Genomic DNA, 16687 nt, shown 5'->3' on the forward strand with positions numbered 1-16687 from the left:
ACAACACATATCTTTTCAGGAGAATTATGCAACCGTCTACTCAACCACAAGAAAGCCGAACGTTCTTCGGCCATCCCTATCCGCTAGGCTCGCTATTTTTCACGGAGATGTGGGAGCGTTTTTCGTTTTACGGCATCCGTCCGTTACTGATCTTATTTATGGCGGCCACCGTTTATGACGGTGGAATGGGGCTGGCGCGTGAAAATGCCTCTGCGATTGTCGGTATATTTGCCGGTACCATGTATCTCGCTGCACTGCCGGGGGGCTGGCTGGCGGATAACTGGCTCGGCCAGCAGAAAGCGGTATGGTATGGCTCTATTCTGATTGCGCTCGGCCACCTGTCGATTGCGCTCTCTGCCATCATGGGTAACAACCTGTTCTTTATCGGCCTGATGTTCATCGTGCTGGGTTCTGGTCTGTTTAAGACCTGTATTTCGGTCATGGTCGGTACGCTGTATAAAAAAGGCGATGCGCGCCGTGATGGCGGTTTCTCGCTGTTCTATATGGGTATCAACATCGGTTCATTCATAGCACCGTTGATCTCAGGCTGGCTGATTAAAACGCATGGCTGGCACTGGGGTTTTGGTATTGGCGGTATCGGGATGCTGGTAGCTTTGATTATCTTCCGTATCTTTGCCGTACCGGCGATGAAACGTTACGATAGCGAAGTGGGGCTGGACTCCACCTGGAACAACCCGGTAGCGAAGAAAAACGGTGTCGGGGCGTGGTTACTCGCGCTGGCTGCGGGTGTGGCCGTCGTTGTTACGCTGATTGCGCAGGGTGTGATTGTGATTAACCCGGTTGCGGTAGCCAGCATGCTGGTGTACGTGATTGCGGCATCCGTCGCCTGTTATTTCATCTACTTGTTTGTCTTTGCGGGCCTGAACCGTAAAGAACGCGCCAGACTGCTGGTCTGCTTTATATTGCTGGTTTCTGCGGCGTTTTTCTGGTCTGCGTTTGAGCAGAAACCGACTTCGTTTAACCTGTTTGCCAACGACTACACTAACCGTATGATCGGGGACTTTGAAATCCCGGCCGTGTGGTTCCAGTCGATTAACGCCCTGTTTATCATCCTGCTTGCGCCGGTATTCAGTTGGGCGTGGCCTAAACTTGCGAGCATGAACATTCGCCCAAGCAGTATCACCAAGTTTGTTATCGGCATTCTCTGTGCGGCGGCAGGCTTTGGCATAATGATGCTGGCGGCGCAGGATGTGCTGACAAATGGCGGCGCGGGCGTTTCTCCATTCTGGCTGGTGGGCAGTATCCTGATGCTGACGCTCGGCGAACTGTGCCTGAGCCCAATTGGTCTGGCGACCATGACGCTGCTGGCGCCAGAAAGAATGCGTGGTCAGATGATGGGGCTGTGGTTCTGTGCAAGCGCGCTGGGTAACCTGGCCGCAGGCCTGATTGGTGGTCACGTGAAGGCTGACCAGTTGGATATGCTGCCAGACCTGTTTGCGCGTTGCTCCATTGCGCTGCTTATCTGCGCCGCGGTCCTGATCGTCCTCATTGTTCCGATCCGCCGTATGCTGGAAAATACCCAGACTAAACCGGCAGCTAACGCGAAGTAATCTCTCCATTTCGCCGGGGTGGCGTTATGCCCCGGCAATCCAGCCCATACCACACCATCCCCTGTTTATCACTACCGCATCTTTGCACCATTTGAGGTGTCCGCATCGGCGTCGGTCTCATTCATTCGGTGAATCGTGTTAAAATCCAGACAGTGAAAATTATCTCAAGGAGTTATCATGTCGGTTACTTGCCCGGATTGTCATACACCAGTAGAGCCACAAAACGGAGCGGCGCACTGCGAAAACTGTCATAAAGATATTCAGCTTGAAGCGCGTTGTCCGGAGTGTCATCAGCAACTCCAGATATTAAAAGCCTGCGGTGCTGTGGACTACTTTTGTCCGCATGGGCATGGACTTATTTCGAAGAAACGCGTCGAATTTTTCATTAATAATAATTAAAAGTAAATTTAGAGTTTCTAATTTGCCTACTTATTTTTATGTCTGATATTATCGATAGTAGGCAATATTTAGAATGTTTATATATTCATTCGCGTAATGAATTGATATTTACATTGTAAGCCGGAGTGAATTTCTCGATATAAAACAATATTATATTTTAGTTATTGCGATAAACTCAAGGATGGTTGTCGTATGGCGCAATGGATGCGCATTCTCATACTCGTGTTACTTTATGGTGGCGTTGTTTCAGCCTCAGGCACCAGTGTATCTCCAGTAGCTGAAAAAGTGAGTGAAACCTCATTACCTGATTTAGCCAGTGACTCAGCGCAAAAAAAAGAACAAGAGAATCTCGGAAAATCATATACAGAAAAAAGCGCTGACTATTTTATTAATTCTGCCACGCAAGGGTTTGATAATCTAACACCAGAAGCGCTTGAATCTCAGGCCCGTAGCTATTTTCAGGGGCAAATGACTTCGTCTGCACAATCTGGAATTGAATCATTAATGTCGCCCTATGGCAAAGTGCGTACCAACCTGGCAATTGGTGAAGGGGGGGATCTGGAAGGTAGTTCGCTGGATTATTTTGTTCCCTGGTACGATACCCAAAGCACATTGTTTTTTAGTCAGTTTTCAGCCCAGCGAAAAGAAGATCGTACCATTGGTAACGTGGGGTTCGGCGTGCGTCAGAATGTAGGGGCGTGGTTGCTGGGGAGCAACGTGTTTTATGACTACGATTTTACGCGTGGTCACCGCCGTCTGGGTTTAGGTGGCGAGGCGTGGACCGATTTTCTGCGTTTTTCCGGAAACTATTACCATCCTCTGTCGGACTGGAAAGATTCCGAAGATTTTGAGTTTTACGAAGAACGTCCGGCTCAAGGCTGGGACGTGCGGACAGAGGCGTGGCTACCATTCTATCCGCAGCTTGGCGGCAAACTGATTTATGAGCAGTATTATGGTGATGAGGTCGCGCTGTTCGGGACAGATAACCTGCAAAAAAATCCGCACGCTGTGACCGTTGGAATGAGTTACACACCGGTTCCTTTACTTACGCTGGCGGCAGATTATAAGGCTGGTACGGGAGACAATACTGACTTAAGCGTAACGGCATCAATGACCTACCAGTTTGGTACTCCGCTGGCAGCACAGCTTGATCCCGAAAATGTGAAAACCCAGCACTCGTTGGCTGGAAGCCGCACCGATTTTGTCGATCGTAATAACTTTATCGTTCTGGAATACCGCGAAAAGGATCCGCTGGATGTCACTCTGTGGCTGAAAGCCGATGAAACCAACGAAAACCCAGAATGTGTCATTCAGGACAAACCGGAAGCCGGTATTGGCCTGGAGAAATGTAAATGGACGATCAACGCGCTCATTAACCATCGCTATAAAATTATTACAGCCTCATGGCAGGCGAAAAACAACGCCAACCGCACGCTGGTGATGCCGGTGGTAAAAGCGAACATGCTCACAGAAGGTAACAATAACCGCTGGAATTTGGTGCTACCAGCGTGGATCAATGCCAGCACAGAAGAAGAACGCACGACGTTGAATACCTGGAAAGTCCGCATCACCCTGGAAGATGATAAGGGGAACAAACAGAACTCGGGCATTGCGGAAATTACCGTGCAGCAGGACCGCCGGATTGAGCTGGTTGTCGATAATATCGCTGATGCCGATCGTACCGATCACAGCCACGCTGCCAGTGCACAGGCTGATGGTGCTGATGGCGTGGTGCTGGACGTGCTGTTAACCGATTCGAATGGTGATACCACCGACCGTAATGGCAACGAGCTGGTTGATGACGTAATGACCCCTGAGCTGTACGACAGCAATGATAAAAAAGTCGCGCTGTCGACGACGGCGTGTACTGTAGAAAACCCCTGTGTATTTATCGCTAATCGAGACAAAACGGCGGGTACGGTTACGTTGTCGAGTACGTTGCCTGGAACCTACCGCTGGAAAGCAAATACGGATGTTTATGGCGACAGTAACTATGTTGACGTTACCTTTCTGGGAAGTGACTCCGGTGGTGTCAGCGGTATCATCTATCAAGTAAAAGCCGCACAGCCGGTCAATTTGATGGGCAAAGAACAACAACACCCCACGCTCAATAATACCTACCGCTTCGCGCTTTGGCGTGATGCCAACAGCGATAGCGTATTCCAGATGTCAGAGCAGCTGACGGAAGAAGAAATGGCGCAGTATGACTACCAGTGGGAGTTCACTGGGCAGAGCACGCATGGGCATACCGGCGCCGAGTCAAATACCACCAATGAAGATCTAGTTCTTCCTGCAACCAACAAAGAGGCCGCGCAGAAATTTGGCGCGAATGTCCAGGATGGCGTTCAGGGATACGGCATACGGGTTTCGTATAGCCAGAAATAGCACAGCGTAGTGGCTGAGCGGCCAATCGCTGAAACATAAAGAAAAGGAGAGTCTTAATGCAGCAAATCGTAAAACGTCGACTAACTAAGGTCGCTCTGGCACTGGTAGTCGCAGGATATTGTTCCGTTCCGGCTATGGCGGCAAATGGCAATCTTAAGAGTGGACAATGGCAGATTGTTTCCGACAGCACGGGGACGATTCAGGGGACTGTACCGTGGATCACTCGCGCGGCAGATAAAACTACAGATACCGACAAAGATCATGTGACGGTCACTGTCGAACGCGCTAGTCGTACGGTCATCAGCGAAGGTGACAAGCAGTTCCACGTGGGCGATAAGGTGACGCTCAACTGGGCGATTGGCGATACGGAAGGTGACCTTGACGCCAACAATACCGCCACCAAAGCGACAATGGTTTGGGTGCGTTCTAAGAACCAGGATGGTTCGGATGCGGCAGAGATTAGCGGAACAACCGGGCAGGATAGCTACACAATTCAGGCCGATGATGCCGACTATTATCTCGGTATCAAAATGATACCAACCACCACCACCGGGGATCCCAACGCTGCCACCGTACTGCTGCTCGGTGACCTTTCTACCAACGCGGGCGGCGGTGCGGACGATGATGATATTCCGGAAGGTCCAGTGGTTGATGAAAACGTGAAAGTGGTGGTTTACGAGTCAGGTTCGACGACTAACCTGTTGGGTACGGCGACTACACTTAAAACCAATACCACCTATAAAGTTCTGCTGTGGAAAGATAAAAACAGTAACGGCACCTACGATACCGGTGAAGACGTTACCAGCGATTACAACTACCGCTGGAAATTTACCGGCAACAGTAAGCAACTGGTCGCGGCGGGCGGTCTTGTCAGCAGTACCTATAACAACACCGATCTGGTGGTTCCGGTTACCAATGCCGAAGCGAAGAGTGCCTTCGACAACGGCGAAAGCGGTGGTGTTACCCTTGGCAACGATGGCGTGCAGGGTTACGGACTGTCTATCGATTATCAACGCAAATAATACTTACCCGACCATCCCTGCAAAGGGATGGTCTTTTCCGCGTCTTTTGCTTAGCTAACGGTTAAGCAAAAGATGTTGAATACAGAGCAAATACAGGTGGATATAGCTTATGGATGGCAGTCTGCGCAGGGAAGGGATTTCCCACTTTTTATTGATCATGCTGTTAATGTTCAGCAGTTTTTCTGCGCCAGTGTCCGGTGCGTTGAAAAGCGGTACCTGGCAGGAAGTGAACACCTCAACCGATGCAATCAACGGTACTGTGCCGCTGGCCGACGGTGTCACGATCCCTGTCTATCAGGGCAGTATTCAGCTCAAGTCAGATGAAACCAACACCATTAATTTTAGTGCTATGCCGCGTGACTTCAACACCGACGATACGGCTAGCGCGCTGCAGCTCGTTAATCCTCTGGATACCGAAGGCGATATTTTTGCGGTACCGCCCGTTCGTTGGGAAGAGAAAACGCCGAACGTTGCCCTAACCTGGGCCGATGCTGCGACTCCGGATGAGCCACTCAATCCGCAGCCTGTCGCCAATCAAACATTCTGTGCGCAGAATATGGCTGGGAAAAACTATGTAATCTGGCCGAAAATTGAGAACGATGATTCATCCTCGCCGGCTGCTTTATATCTGCAAACGATCACGGGTACCCCCTTCAGCAATGCCACCACCCTGCTAGAGCAGAAAATTCCGGTAACGATTACCGCCGCGGCTGGCGATCCAGTGAAGGTAACGGCGGATAATTACAACGAAACGCTGAAAGCTGCAAAGGTGAATGTGGGCGGGAGCATCACGCTGACGGTCACCACGCATGACTGTCAGGGTAATGCTGTAGGTAATACGGCATTTGTAATCACCCGTGGCGATGCACTGAACCGCCAGAATACCGTGAATAATACTGCACCCGTGCATGTTGGCGACACCGAACTGACCACCACGACAACGGAATATCACGGCACCACTGATGCTAATGGTAACGCCAGCGTTGTAATCACGCAGGCGAATGGCCCTGGCGTCAAAACTCCGCTGACGGTTTCTCCGGCCAATGCCTCCACGTTGAAAGCTAGCGTTGATGTGATTTTCACCACACTAACCAGCCCGGATAGCACCAATGCCAATATGTGGGGGCATATGGCGGAAACCTCCAGCGCGGATGTGGAAGGTGAAACCTATACCTTCACTCGACCGAAGCTCGCGGCAGAAGCAGAAGGTACAAGCGGGACCGTGAGTGCAAATAACGAGGCCTGGGCGCTATTTAACTGGAGTGGTGCCGATGAACACTGTGACATTTTACCCGATGCGCGTCAGTTAATGGGGTTGAAAATTGCTCGCGGCGATCTGGCGAACCAGTTGGGTTGGCCGGTGGCGGGTACCAATGAGTATTGGTCATCGTCGGCAGGGACGCTGGCGACGAATCACTTAGGTGTCAATATGTTCAGCCGTCGTGTTGTTGAAGAACCCGATACGACAACATCAGTGGTGAGCTGTGTCGATAAAGCCTCGCCGGACGTGACGCCTGCGTTGACGTTGACGCTGGATAATATGGATAGCAGTCTGAATGCTGCAAAGGTGCCGGTGGGGGACTCTATCAGTATGAGAATCACCATTACCGATAAAGAGACCGGTTCAGCACTGCCTTATCGCTATTTTGATCTGTTTGTCGGTGATGAGCAGAACCGTAAGGGGCAAACCAATACCGAGGCTCAGGCTGAAGGGGCTAAATACGGTTGGGATGACAATCCGGTGCTGGTGGGCATTGAAGGTTCCGGTACGCCGAATCATTACCATGGTATTACCGACGCCAACGGCCAGCTGTCGTTGGAGTTAACGCAGAACAACGGTGCAGGCGTTCTGACACCGCTGCGTGTGGTACTGGCGGATGGCACCGAATCCACGGCTAACGTCATCTTTACTGTAGTAACGAGTCCGGATGTTACGCAGGCACGCATGTGGGGTCATATGCAGGGCGTTGTTGAGGCGGGTAATATCTACAAACGACCACTGCTAGCGGGTGAGGCAACGGCAAATACCAGTTCAACCGTTGAGAATCATGAGGACTGGGCGACTTTTAATTCCGTCACTGCGGCGACCGCACAGTGTGGTGTGGGGCAAGTGCCGGGGCAGGTGATTCTGGATGCGCTCTATTCGGCCCACTCTGGCAACGCCATGCTGACCAATTATGGTTGGCCAACTGCCAGCCATAGCTATATTTCCGCTGATACCGACGGTACTCAGACTGCGCACGTCAATCTCGCGAACGGCACCGATGCGATGTTTAGCGGTACAGAGCCCAACTATCTCAGCTGCTCTGGCAACGAACTGGTTACACAGCTAGACGTGTCGATGAATGGTGATGCCAATCTACGTCAGGCGGTGGCGAAGGTGGGTGAGCAGATAACCATGACGGTGCACTCGGTCAATGCGCTGAACGGGCTGGTTGTCCCTAATGCGGCGTTTACCGTCACGATGGCACACGGTAAAAACCGTAGCGGACTGACTGCAGGTTATATCGATGCAACTGATGGTACGTTGGTGATGGGCGGCGAGTCTTTTGGCTCATCTCAGGCCTCTATGATGTATCAGGGAATGACTGATGACAGCGGTAACGCGACGCTTATCATCGAGCAACCGCAGGGAGTTGGGTTACTGACTCAACTGAGCATTGTCCCCGTCAATTCGCTCATCACAACGCCGATAGCGCGTAGTGTGAAGTTTACGGTATCGACCAGCCCGGACACGGCAAATGCGGAAATGTGGGGCCACATGGCGGATACGGTGACCGCAGATGGCCTGACATTTGAGCGGCCTAAGCTGGCAACAGAGGTCACTGCAACGCGAACTCAGGAGGAAGATAACGAAACGTGGGCGCGCATCACGCATACCGATGCGGCGGGCAGTACCGGGGCTGGTGGATGTGCGGCAAACCGCTTGCCTCGCGCCGATCAACTCAGTGCGCTGTATAACGCCAACAGCAGTGGATCTATGCACAATGTCCAAGGCTGGCCGGTGGCTCAATCATACTGGTCGGCGACGTTTGCCAGTGAGACCACGTGGAAAATGATGTCGCTAGCCAGTGGCGCAGAAAGTACCGGCGGTAACGCCTCTGTCTATACCAGCTGTCTTGCCAGTGATAACCCCGTTGCCTCCACTATTACCATTGAGGCGGTAACCCCTGCGCAGTGGAGCGATGTTGTGCAGGCGGCTAAGGTGAAAAAGGGCGATACGCTGGCGCTTAAGGTGACGGTAAAAGATGCCAGCGGTAATCCGTTGCCTGGCGTGCCGTTTGTGTTGAGTCGCGGCGATGGATATACGCGCCAGGGTAGCAAACATATTGCCGGTAGCGGTGATGGTATTGTGTCACCCGTGGTGATTGATGGTGAATCACTGAATGATACGGTGACAAAAATTGGCGGCATTACTGGCGATGATGGTAGCAAAACGGTTAGCGTTACCCGTCCGGATACCCATGGCACCAAAGTCGCGATAACCGCCACGTTGTATGACAACGCCAGTGTGAGCGACAGTCTGGACACCATCTTCACCGTGGTATCCAGCCCGGATAGCGATAAAGCCGCTATGTGGGGGCATATGCCGGAAACCGTCACGGCGGCGAACGGTGCAGTATTTAAGCGTCCACTGTTGTTGGCTGAAATTGCCAGCGGCGTTACCGCAGGTAGCGTAACTGAAAATAATGAAGCCTGGGGAACCGTAGATTTCCACTCGATTTCTACTGCTTGTGGTGCGGCTTATGTTCCGACACTGGCAGACCTGCAGTCGCTGTATTCGGGGTGGCCGAGCGGAGCGATGAATACACAGCAGGGCTGGCCGCTGGATGGAAAAAACTACCAAAACAGCACCGCCGATCTCAGCCGCGCAACGGATAATCGCTATGTTAAATCGCTCAACCTGCGCGATAACGGCATCACGTCGCAATTGTGGAGCGAAAAGCTCTATTTCTCCTGTTTGCAGAGTGCGCATTCTACGGCAACGCATCTGACGTTGACCTCAACGCTCTATAAAGAGAGCGACAGCTTCGCCAAAGCGAAAGTAGGTGAAACCATCCCGATTGTTATTACCACCCTCGACGACAGCGGTAATCCGGTGGGCAATACGCCGGTTATCTTTACACGCGGTGACAGCGTGGGGCGCAGTAATCAGGACGTTAACACGACTGAAGCCGCAGCTATTCAGATTAACCAGGGCACTGGCATTGATAGCGGCGTTGAGTACTACACGGCCACCGGTGACGATGGGACGGTTACGCTGAATATTAACCAAGACGGTGGCGCGGGATTCAGTACGCCATTACAGGCATCGATTGAGAATATCACCAACACCAGTCAGTCTTTATCAGCGATTTTTACCGTAGTGACCAGCCCGGATACGGCAAAAGCCAACTATTGGGGGCATATGGCCGAAACGGTGACTGACAGTGCAGGGTTGGTGTATAAACGCCCGCTGTTGTCGAGCGAGTTTAGCGCTACACCGGGTAAAACGGTGACTATCGTCAATGGCAGTTATGATAAAGGTGAAACGTGGGGAATGCTCACCGCCAGTGAGGCTTGGAAAGGTACTAACGGTTGCGGACGTAGCAATTTGCCAATCACGGCGAATTTGCAGACGCTGTACACCCGCTATCCTGACGGAGCAATGCGTACTATCAACGGTTGGCCGATGAGCAATAACGGCGCCGTCAGCGATAGTCAGTACTGGTGGTCTGGTGATTCTGTGTTGTCTGAGGATGCTAGCCAGTTACAGTATGCGGCAGTCAATCTATTGAGTGCTGCGGATATTAAATCCACAACCAGTACATCAACCTATTACATGCAAACCTGTCTTGCCTCACCGCGCCAGCTTGCCAGCAAGCTAACGCTGACGCTTGCCAATGAAGATGAAACGACAGGCATCGCGAAAGCGAAAAAAGGCGAGAAGATTGCCGCGACTGTTATGGTTACCGATACAACCGGACTACCGGTGAGCAATGCGTTGGTGAAGATTACCCGTAGTGATGCCAAAACCCGTGCGAACGTGATTTATACCACTAACAACGCAGACGATATCACACTGAGTGATATTTCTTCAGGCCAGGTCAGCACTCTGCTGGATACTAAAGAAAAATACCTTTACGTACAGACAGATGCCCAAGGACTCATGACGTTTAACATCACGCAAGATAGCACTACTGGTCTGCAAACAACCATTAGTGCGACGCTGGCGGATGACAGTAAAGTAACGGACAGTAAAAATGCCATTTTCACGGTAATTACTAGCCCGGATACCAGCATCGCGAAATATTGGGGTCATATGCCCGAGACGTTTACCAACAGTAAAAACGTTGAATTTAAACGTCCGCTGCTGCGAGCAGAGCTCTCGTCGACAAGCAACACGACAGCATACTCGCTGACCGGGGACGGAGAAGTCTGGTACTCAACAACGAACATGGCGTATTTAGTACAGTGCGATCAGATGAGCACCGCCTCAGCGAGCGATCTGGCGACGCTGCAAAGCGACCACCCGAACGGTGAGCTGATGACGCAGTTTGGCTTGCCGGTAAACAGCACGTCGCTTGTGTGGATTGCTGGCAATGTAGTCACTAATGCTGCCCATACCGGCGTGATGACACAACGTATTAATTTGTACTCGGGCGAGAATACGCAAGCGAGCTCTCAGGCAGCTTTGCAGTTGTGTCGCATGGAGCCAAGAACGCTAAATATTGCGATGACCTCCAGCTTGTTATGGGATGCGAACAAAGCGGGATACCTGGCGAAAAAAGGTGAGAAAATCCCACTGACAATTAGCATCACCGATAATGCTGGGCAGCCTCAGGTGGGTGTGAGTATTAAATTTTACCGTGGGCTTTCAAATTTTCGAAATGCACCAGGTTCCTCCACAAACGATACGCTTGCGGAATCCTACACACTTTTAGAACCGGTTTCGCCAGCGTCGGATGCTGTGACGCAAAAATACAATTTGTCACCGACATACTGGTATGGCACGACTGACAGTAACGGTAAAGTTCAGCTCAATGTGAGCCAGGATAGTACGACGGGGTTGAAAACCGAATTCTATGCAGTGATTGTGGACAACAATGTCTCGACCGAGGGTGTTGGCGGTATCTTTACCGTCTTGACCAGCCCGGACGTCGATACGGCTTTCCGCTGGGGCCATATGCCGGAGACGGTTGAAGGGCCGGACGGCGTCACCTATACGCGTCCAAAATTACAGTCAGAAGTTCCATCAGGCGTAGGCTTCTATAATAAAAACAATGAATATTGGGCGCATCCAACGGCTGTTCAAGCTCAAACTGCAGGGGCAACGGGCTGTGATCCTACCTACCAACCGCTGCTGAGCGATTTGCAGGCGCTGTATAATAAATACCCGAACACTGAACTGGAAACTACCTATGGCTGGCCACTGTCGTCGGGCAGAAACTGGTGGGCAGTAGACTTATCCAGTACAGGCCAATATCAAAGCCTTAATTTAAGCACGGGTACGAGTAATGCCACGACGTCGTCGACCACGATGCAGATGCAAGCCTGCCGAACGACGCCTCATGCGCCGCAACCGGCAACGATTGAACTGACATCCAGTGTTTTCGATGAAGCGGGTCAGTACGTTAAGGTGAAAAAAGGCGAAATCATCCCGCTGACCGTCACGGTGAAAGATGTGAATGGCAGCCCAGCCGCGAATGCCGCCTTTACCATTTCGCGTAGCGACGGCATATCGCGCAGTGGCCTGGTGAAGACCACCGATAACAAAGGGGCGACGGACGATCTTGCGCTAGAGGAACTGACGCCAACACCTGCGACCACGGTGCTGGGCACTAAGGCCAGCACCTATAGCGGCGTGACGGGGGCCGACGGCACCGCCACATTTAGTTTGAGCCAGGATGATGCTATGGGGCTTAAGACCACGATTACGGCGAAATTAGGGACTTATCCAACGCCAACCTCCGCGCTGGATGCGATATTTACTGTCGTGACCAGCCCGGATACCGATAAAGCCGCGTACTGGGGCCATATGCCAGAAACCGCGACCAACAGTGCAGGTGTTGCCTTCCGACGCCCGCTGCTCGCCGCTGAAATGGCATCGTACAGCAGCACGTATACTTATAACAACGAAGTCTGGCCTCTGGTCACCGCCGGAAATACGGATATCGCAGGTGCGACAGGCTGCGATAAGGCGTATCAACCGCTGAAGAGTGACATGGAAACGTTATTTATCGATAACCTTAGCGTTTCAGGTGGTGTCGGTACCGTTTACGGCTGGCCTAGTGGCTCCAATGAACCCTGGTGGGCCGGAGATAAACAGGCAAATACCGGAAACTACCAATATATTATGCTGAGCACTGGCGGTGGTGGATCTACCAGTTCATCAAGTACCAAAGGTGCGCAGGTTTGTCTGGTTGAACCTCGAATTACTGCGGCAGCTATTACGCTGACCTCGACAGCGATGGATACGGCGAAGGCGTCGGCGGTAGCGGAGAAAGGCAAGACTATCCCGCTGACCGTTACGGTAAAAGATACCAGCGGTAATCCAGTCGCTAATGCCAGCTTTACTCTCTCTCGAGGCGATTCGACAAACCGGGCGGGCGTGGTAATAACCGATGGTGACGTTGAGGCGGAGATGGGGGCGGATGATTTAGTTCTTCGTGAGGTCACGCCATCCAGCTCGACCATAGACATGAGCAATACCGCCAGCATCTTTACCGGAACCACGGGGGCTGATGGTATAGCGACCTTTACTCTGAGTCAGGATAAGAGCCTGGGGTTGAAAACGTCGCTGACAGCAGCTCTGGTCAATGACACGAATATCCATGCGTCACTGGATGGCATCTTTAATGTGCTGACCAGCCCGGATACAGATAAAGCGAAATTCTGGGGGAATATGCCTGATACCGTCAGCACGAACGGTAAAACGTTACAACGCCCATTGTTGCTTGCTGAATTGCCTTCCGGTGTCACGCCGCCGCTTCATATCACCATGAATAAAGAGGATTGGGCGATGGCACATACCATTGATTCCAGCACCTGGGATCTGGCAGCCCAGTGTGGCAGCTTGCAGAAAGCGTCCACGGCGGATGATTTACTGGCGCTGCATTCGGTATTCAGCACTATCGGGTGGCCGACAACATCGAGCTACAGCTATCTTTCGCAAACGAAAGGGACGAAGAACTACTGTGCGGTAAACCAGTCAAGCGGCAGTGAAAACTGCACTATCGATGCGGGTAAAACGGCAGGGTTCGCGACCTGCGCGCAGTAGCTCTCCGCTACTGCGCTTTACGCGAACGCGTTTTTTTCTGCGGGGTCACGGTGGTGACCTCGCTCTCCACCCAGCCGTCTTCCAGCCGCGTGGTGATGAGATCGCCGGCTTTCACCTGCTTGACCTTTTTCAACACGCCGCCGCCGGTGGCGGTAGACACGCTATATCCGCGTGCCAATGTTGCCAGCGGGCTGACGGCTTCCAGATGGGTAACGGTATTCCCGAAACGTTCTCGTTGCTCGCTAAGCCGTGTACGAATATTTTCCGCCAGCCGATATTCCAGTTGCTGAATGCGCGTTTGTGCACGATGAATACGTGGCTGCGGGTTTTGCTGGTTCAGACGATGCAGTATGCGCTGCTGGCGCTGGTTGGCCTGTTTGATTTGGTTTTCCAGCGCAAAGCTCATCCGCTGACGAAGTCGTTCCAGCGTAGTTTGCTGACGCGCCAGACGTAGCTGAGGGTGTTGCTGTTGCAGACGGTGGAAAGTCTGCGTGAAGCGACGACTGCGGTTGGCGAGGTAGTAGTCCATCGCCATGCCCAGACGCTGCTGAACGGACTGAATCTGGCGTAATAATTCCTGCTGATTGCGGCTAACAATCTCTGCTGCTGCAGACGGTGTAGGCGCGCGCAGGTCGCCGACAAAATCGGCGATGGTGACATCGGTTTCATGGCCGACGGCGCTGACCACCGGAATGCGGCTGGCAAAAATGGCGCGTGCCACGCGTTCGTCGTTAAAGCTCCACAGATCTTCCAGCGAACCGCCGCCACGACCAACGATTAACACATCACACTCGTTACGGGCGTTCGCCAGTTCGATGGCGCGAACGATTTGCCCCGGTGCATCGTCGCCCTGTACCGCTGTCGGGTAGATAATCACCGGCAGGGAAGGGTCGCGACGTTTGAGTACGTGGAGAATATCGTGCAGCGCCGCCCCGGTTTTTGAGGTGATCACCCCGACACAATGAGCCGGCGTTGGGAGCGATTGTTTACACTGCTGATCGAACAATCCTTCGGCCTGCAGTTTGGCTTTGAGCTGTTCATACTTCTGCTGCAATAAACCTTCACCCGCTGGCTGCATGCTTTCGACGATGATTTGATAATCACCGCGCGGTTCGTACAGCGTAATATTGGCACGTACCAGCACTTGTTGTCCGTGCTGCGGACGGAACGTGACGCGGCGGTTGCTGTTGCGAAACATCGCGCAGCGTACCTGGGCGGTATCGTCTTTTAAGGTGAAGTACCAATGACCGGAAGAGGGCTGGGTAAAGTTAGAAATCTCGCCGCTGATCCACACTTGCCCCATCTCTTGCTCGAGCAGCAGGCGCACCGTCTGGTTAAGGCGACTTACGGTAAAAATTGAAGAGGTTTGAGAGGATAACATGTGAGCGGGATCAAATTCTAAATCAGCAGGTTATTCAATCGATAGTAACCCGCCTACCGGGGATCGCAAGGTTTTTTTGCAAAAAAGTGTGGATGCAATCGGTTACGCTCTGTATAATGCCACGGCAATATTTATTAACCAATCTGGTCGAGATATTGCCCATGCTACGTATTGCCAAAGAAGCCCTGACGTTTGACGACGTCCTCCTCGTTCCCGCTCATTCTACCGTTCTGCCGAATACTGCTGACCTCAGCACGCAGTTGACGAAAACGATCCGTCTGAACATTCCTATGCTCTCCGCAGCCATGGATACTGTGACTGAAGCGCGCCTTGCCATTGCTCTGGCACAGGAAGGTGGCATCGGTTTTATCCACAAAAACATGTCTATTGAACGTCAGGCGGAAGAAGTTCGCCGCGTGAAGAAACACGAATCTGGCGTGGTTACTGACCCACAGACCGTGCTGCCGACTACCACCCTGCGTGAAGTAAAAGAACTGACCGAGCGTAACGGTTTTGCGGGCTACCCGGTAGTGACAGAAGATAACGAGCTGGTGGGTATCATCACCGGTCGTGACGTGCGTTTTGTGACCGACCTCAGCCAGCCGGTTAGCGTATACATGACGCCGAAAGAGCGTCTGGTGACCGTACGTGAAGGCGAAGCGCGTGAAGTTGTGCTGGCAAAAATGCACGAAAAACGCGTTGAGAAAGCGCTGGTCGTTGATGACGGCTTCCATCTGCGCGGCATGATCACCGTAAAAGACTTCCAGAAAGCTGAGCGTAAACCTAACGCTTGTAAAGACGAGCATGGTCGTCTGCGCGTTGGTGCTGCAGTCGGTGCGGGTGCAGGTAACGAAGATCGTGTTGATGCACTGGTTGCTGCAGGCGTTGACGTGCTGCTGATTGACTCTTCTCACGGCCACTCTGAAGGTGTTTTACAGCGTATCCGTGAAACCCGTGCGAAATACCCGGATCTGCAAATCATCGGCGGTAACGTTGCAACGGGCGCTGGTGCTCGTGCGCTGGCTGAAGCCGGTTGCAGTGCGGTGAAAGTGGGTATCGGCCCTGGTTCCATCTGTACGACCCGTATCGTTACCGGTGTGGGTGTTCCACAGATCACTGCCGTTTCTGACGCGGTTGAAGCGCTGGAAGGTACGGGTATTCCGGTTATCGCTGACGGCGGTATTCGTTTCTCTGGCGATATCGCGAAAGCGATCGCGGCAGGTGCGGCGGCGGTAATGGTGGGCTCTATGCTGGCCGGTACCGAAGAATCTCCGGGTGAAATTGAACTGTACCAGGGGCGTTCTTATAAATCCTACCGTGGTATGGGTTCTCTGGGCGCGATGTCCAAAGGCTCTTCTGACCGTTACTTCCAGAGCGATAACGCCGCTGACAAACTGGTACCGGAAGGTATCGAAGGCCGCGTGGCCTATAAAGGCCGCCTGAAAGAGATTATCCACCAGCAGATGGGGGGCCTGCGCTCCTGTATGGGTCTGACCGGCTGTGGTACTATCGACGCGCTGCGAACGAAAGCAGAGTTTGTACGCATCAGCGGTGCGGGTATTCAGGAAAGTCACGTTCACGACGTGACCATTACCAAAGAGTCCCCTAACTACCGTATGGGCTCCTGATCAGTTTCCGCGCCCGGCTTCTATGCCGGGCGAATTTGTTT

At 52.5% G+C, this 16687-nt stretch carries 7 protein-coding genes; 6 read left to right on the plus strand and 1 reads right to left on the minus strand.

Annotation, left to right across the window (positions count from 1 at the left end; genetic code table 11):
* The first annotated feature begins 26 nt into the window (after positions 1-26).
* The 5 genes from IB214_RS06590 (at position 27) to IB214_RS06610 (ending at position 13637) form a co-directional block, all read left to right on the plus strand.
* A complete protein-coding gene (locus IB214_RS06590; protein ID WP_115257788.1) occupies positions 27-1571 on the plus strand; it encodes a peptide MFS transporter in 1545 nt (514 codons plus the stop codon).
* 177 nt (positions 1572-1748) lie between these two features.
* Positions 1749-1970 carry a zinc ribbon domain-containing protein gene (locus tag IB214_RS06595; protein WP_115257789.1) on the plus strand — a complete coding sequence of 74 codons (222 nt, stop codon included), beginning with the start codon at positions 1749-1751 and terminating at the stop codon, positions 1968-1970.
* Between the two features lie 192 nt (positions 1971-2162).
* Positions 2163-4355 (plus strand): intimin-like inverse autotransporter SinH, encoded by a 2193-nt coding sequence (gene sinH, locus IB214_RS06600; protein ID WP_117343510.1) that lies wholly within the window; start codon positions 2163-2165, stop codon positions 4353-4355.
* Between the two features lie 56 nt (positions 4356-4411).
* Complete coding sequence (locus IB214_RS06605) at positions 4412-5377, plus strand: SinI family autotransporter-associated protein (RefSeq protein ID WP_117343511.1); 966 nt, start codon at positions 4412-4414, stop codon at positions 5375-5377.
* Between the two features lie 157 nt (positions 5378-5534).
* Complete coding sequence (locus IB214_RS06610) at positions 5535-13637, plus strand: DUF823 domain-containing adhesin (protein WP_223240280.1); 8103 nt, start codon at positions 5535-5537, stop codon at positions 13635-13637.
* 7 nt (positions 13638-13644) lie between these two features.
* On the opposite strand, the gene xseA is transcribed toward IB214_RS06610, so the two are convergent.
* Positions 13645-15018: an exodeoxyribonuclease VII large subunit gene (gene xseA / locus IB214_RS06615; RefSeq protein ID WP_117343513.1), complete on the minus strand. Its 1374-nt coding sequence runs from the start codon at positions 15016-15018 to the stop codon at positions 13645-13647.
* 161 nt (positions 15019-15179) lie between these two features.
* Here xseA and guaB point away from each other — a divergent pair, with 161 nt between their 5' ends.
* Positions 15180-16646: an IMP dehydrogenase gene (gene guaB, locus IB214_RS06620; RefSeq protein ID WP_117343514.1), complete on the plus strand. Its 1467-nt coding sequence runs from the start codon at positions 15180-15182 to the stop codon at positions 16644-16646.
* The last annotated feature ends 41 nt before the right edge of the window (positions 16647-16687 follow it).

It is taken from the genome of Citrobacter sp. C1 (genome assembly GCF_014596895.2).
Lineage (GTDB): Bacteria > Pseudomonadota > Gammaproteobacteria > Enterobacterales > Enterobacteriaceae > Citrobacter > Citrobacter gillenii.

Coding starts and splice junctions, on each gene's coding strand:
- IB214_RS06590 (WP_115257788.1), top strand. CDS start 27: ATGCAACCGTCTACTCAACCACAAGAAAGCCGAACGTTCTTCGGCCAT.
- IB214_RS06595 (WP_115257789.1), top strand. CDS start 1,749: ATGTCGGTTACTTGCCCGGATTGTCATACACCAGTAGAGCCACAAAAC.
- sinH (WP_117343510.1), top strand. CDS start 2,163: ATGGCGCAATGGATGCGCATTCTCATACTCGTGTTACTTTATGGTGGC.
- IB214_RS06605 (WP_117343511.1), top strand. CDS start 4,412: ATGCAGCAAATCGTAAAACGTCGACTAACTAAGGTCGCTCTGGCACTG.
- IB214_RS06610 (WP_223240280.1), top strand. CDS start 5,535: ATGCTGTTAATGTTCAGCAGTTTTTCTGCGCCAGTGTCCGGTGCGTTG.
- xseA (WP_117343513.1), bottom strand. CDS start 15,018: ATGTTATCCTCTCAAACCTCTTCAATTTTTACCGTAAGTCGCCTTAAC.
- guaB (WP_117343514.1), top strand. CDS start 15,180: ATGCTACGTATTGCCAAAGAAGCCCTGACGTTTGACGACGTCCTCCTC.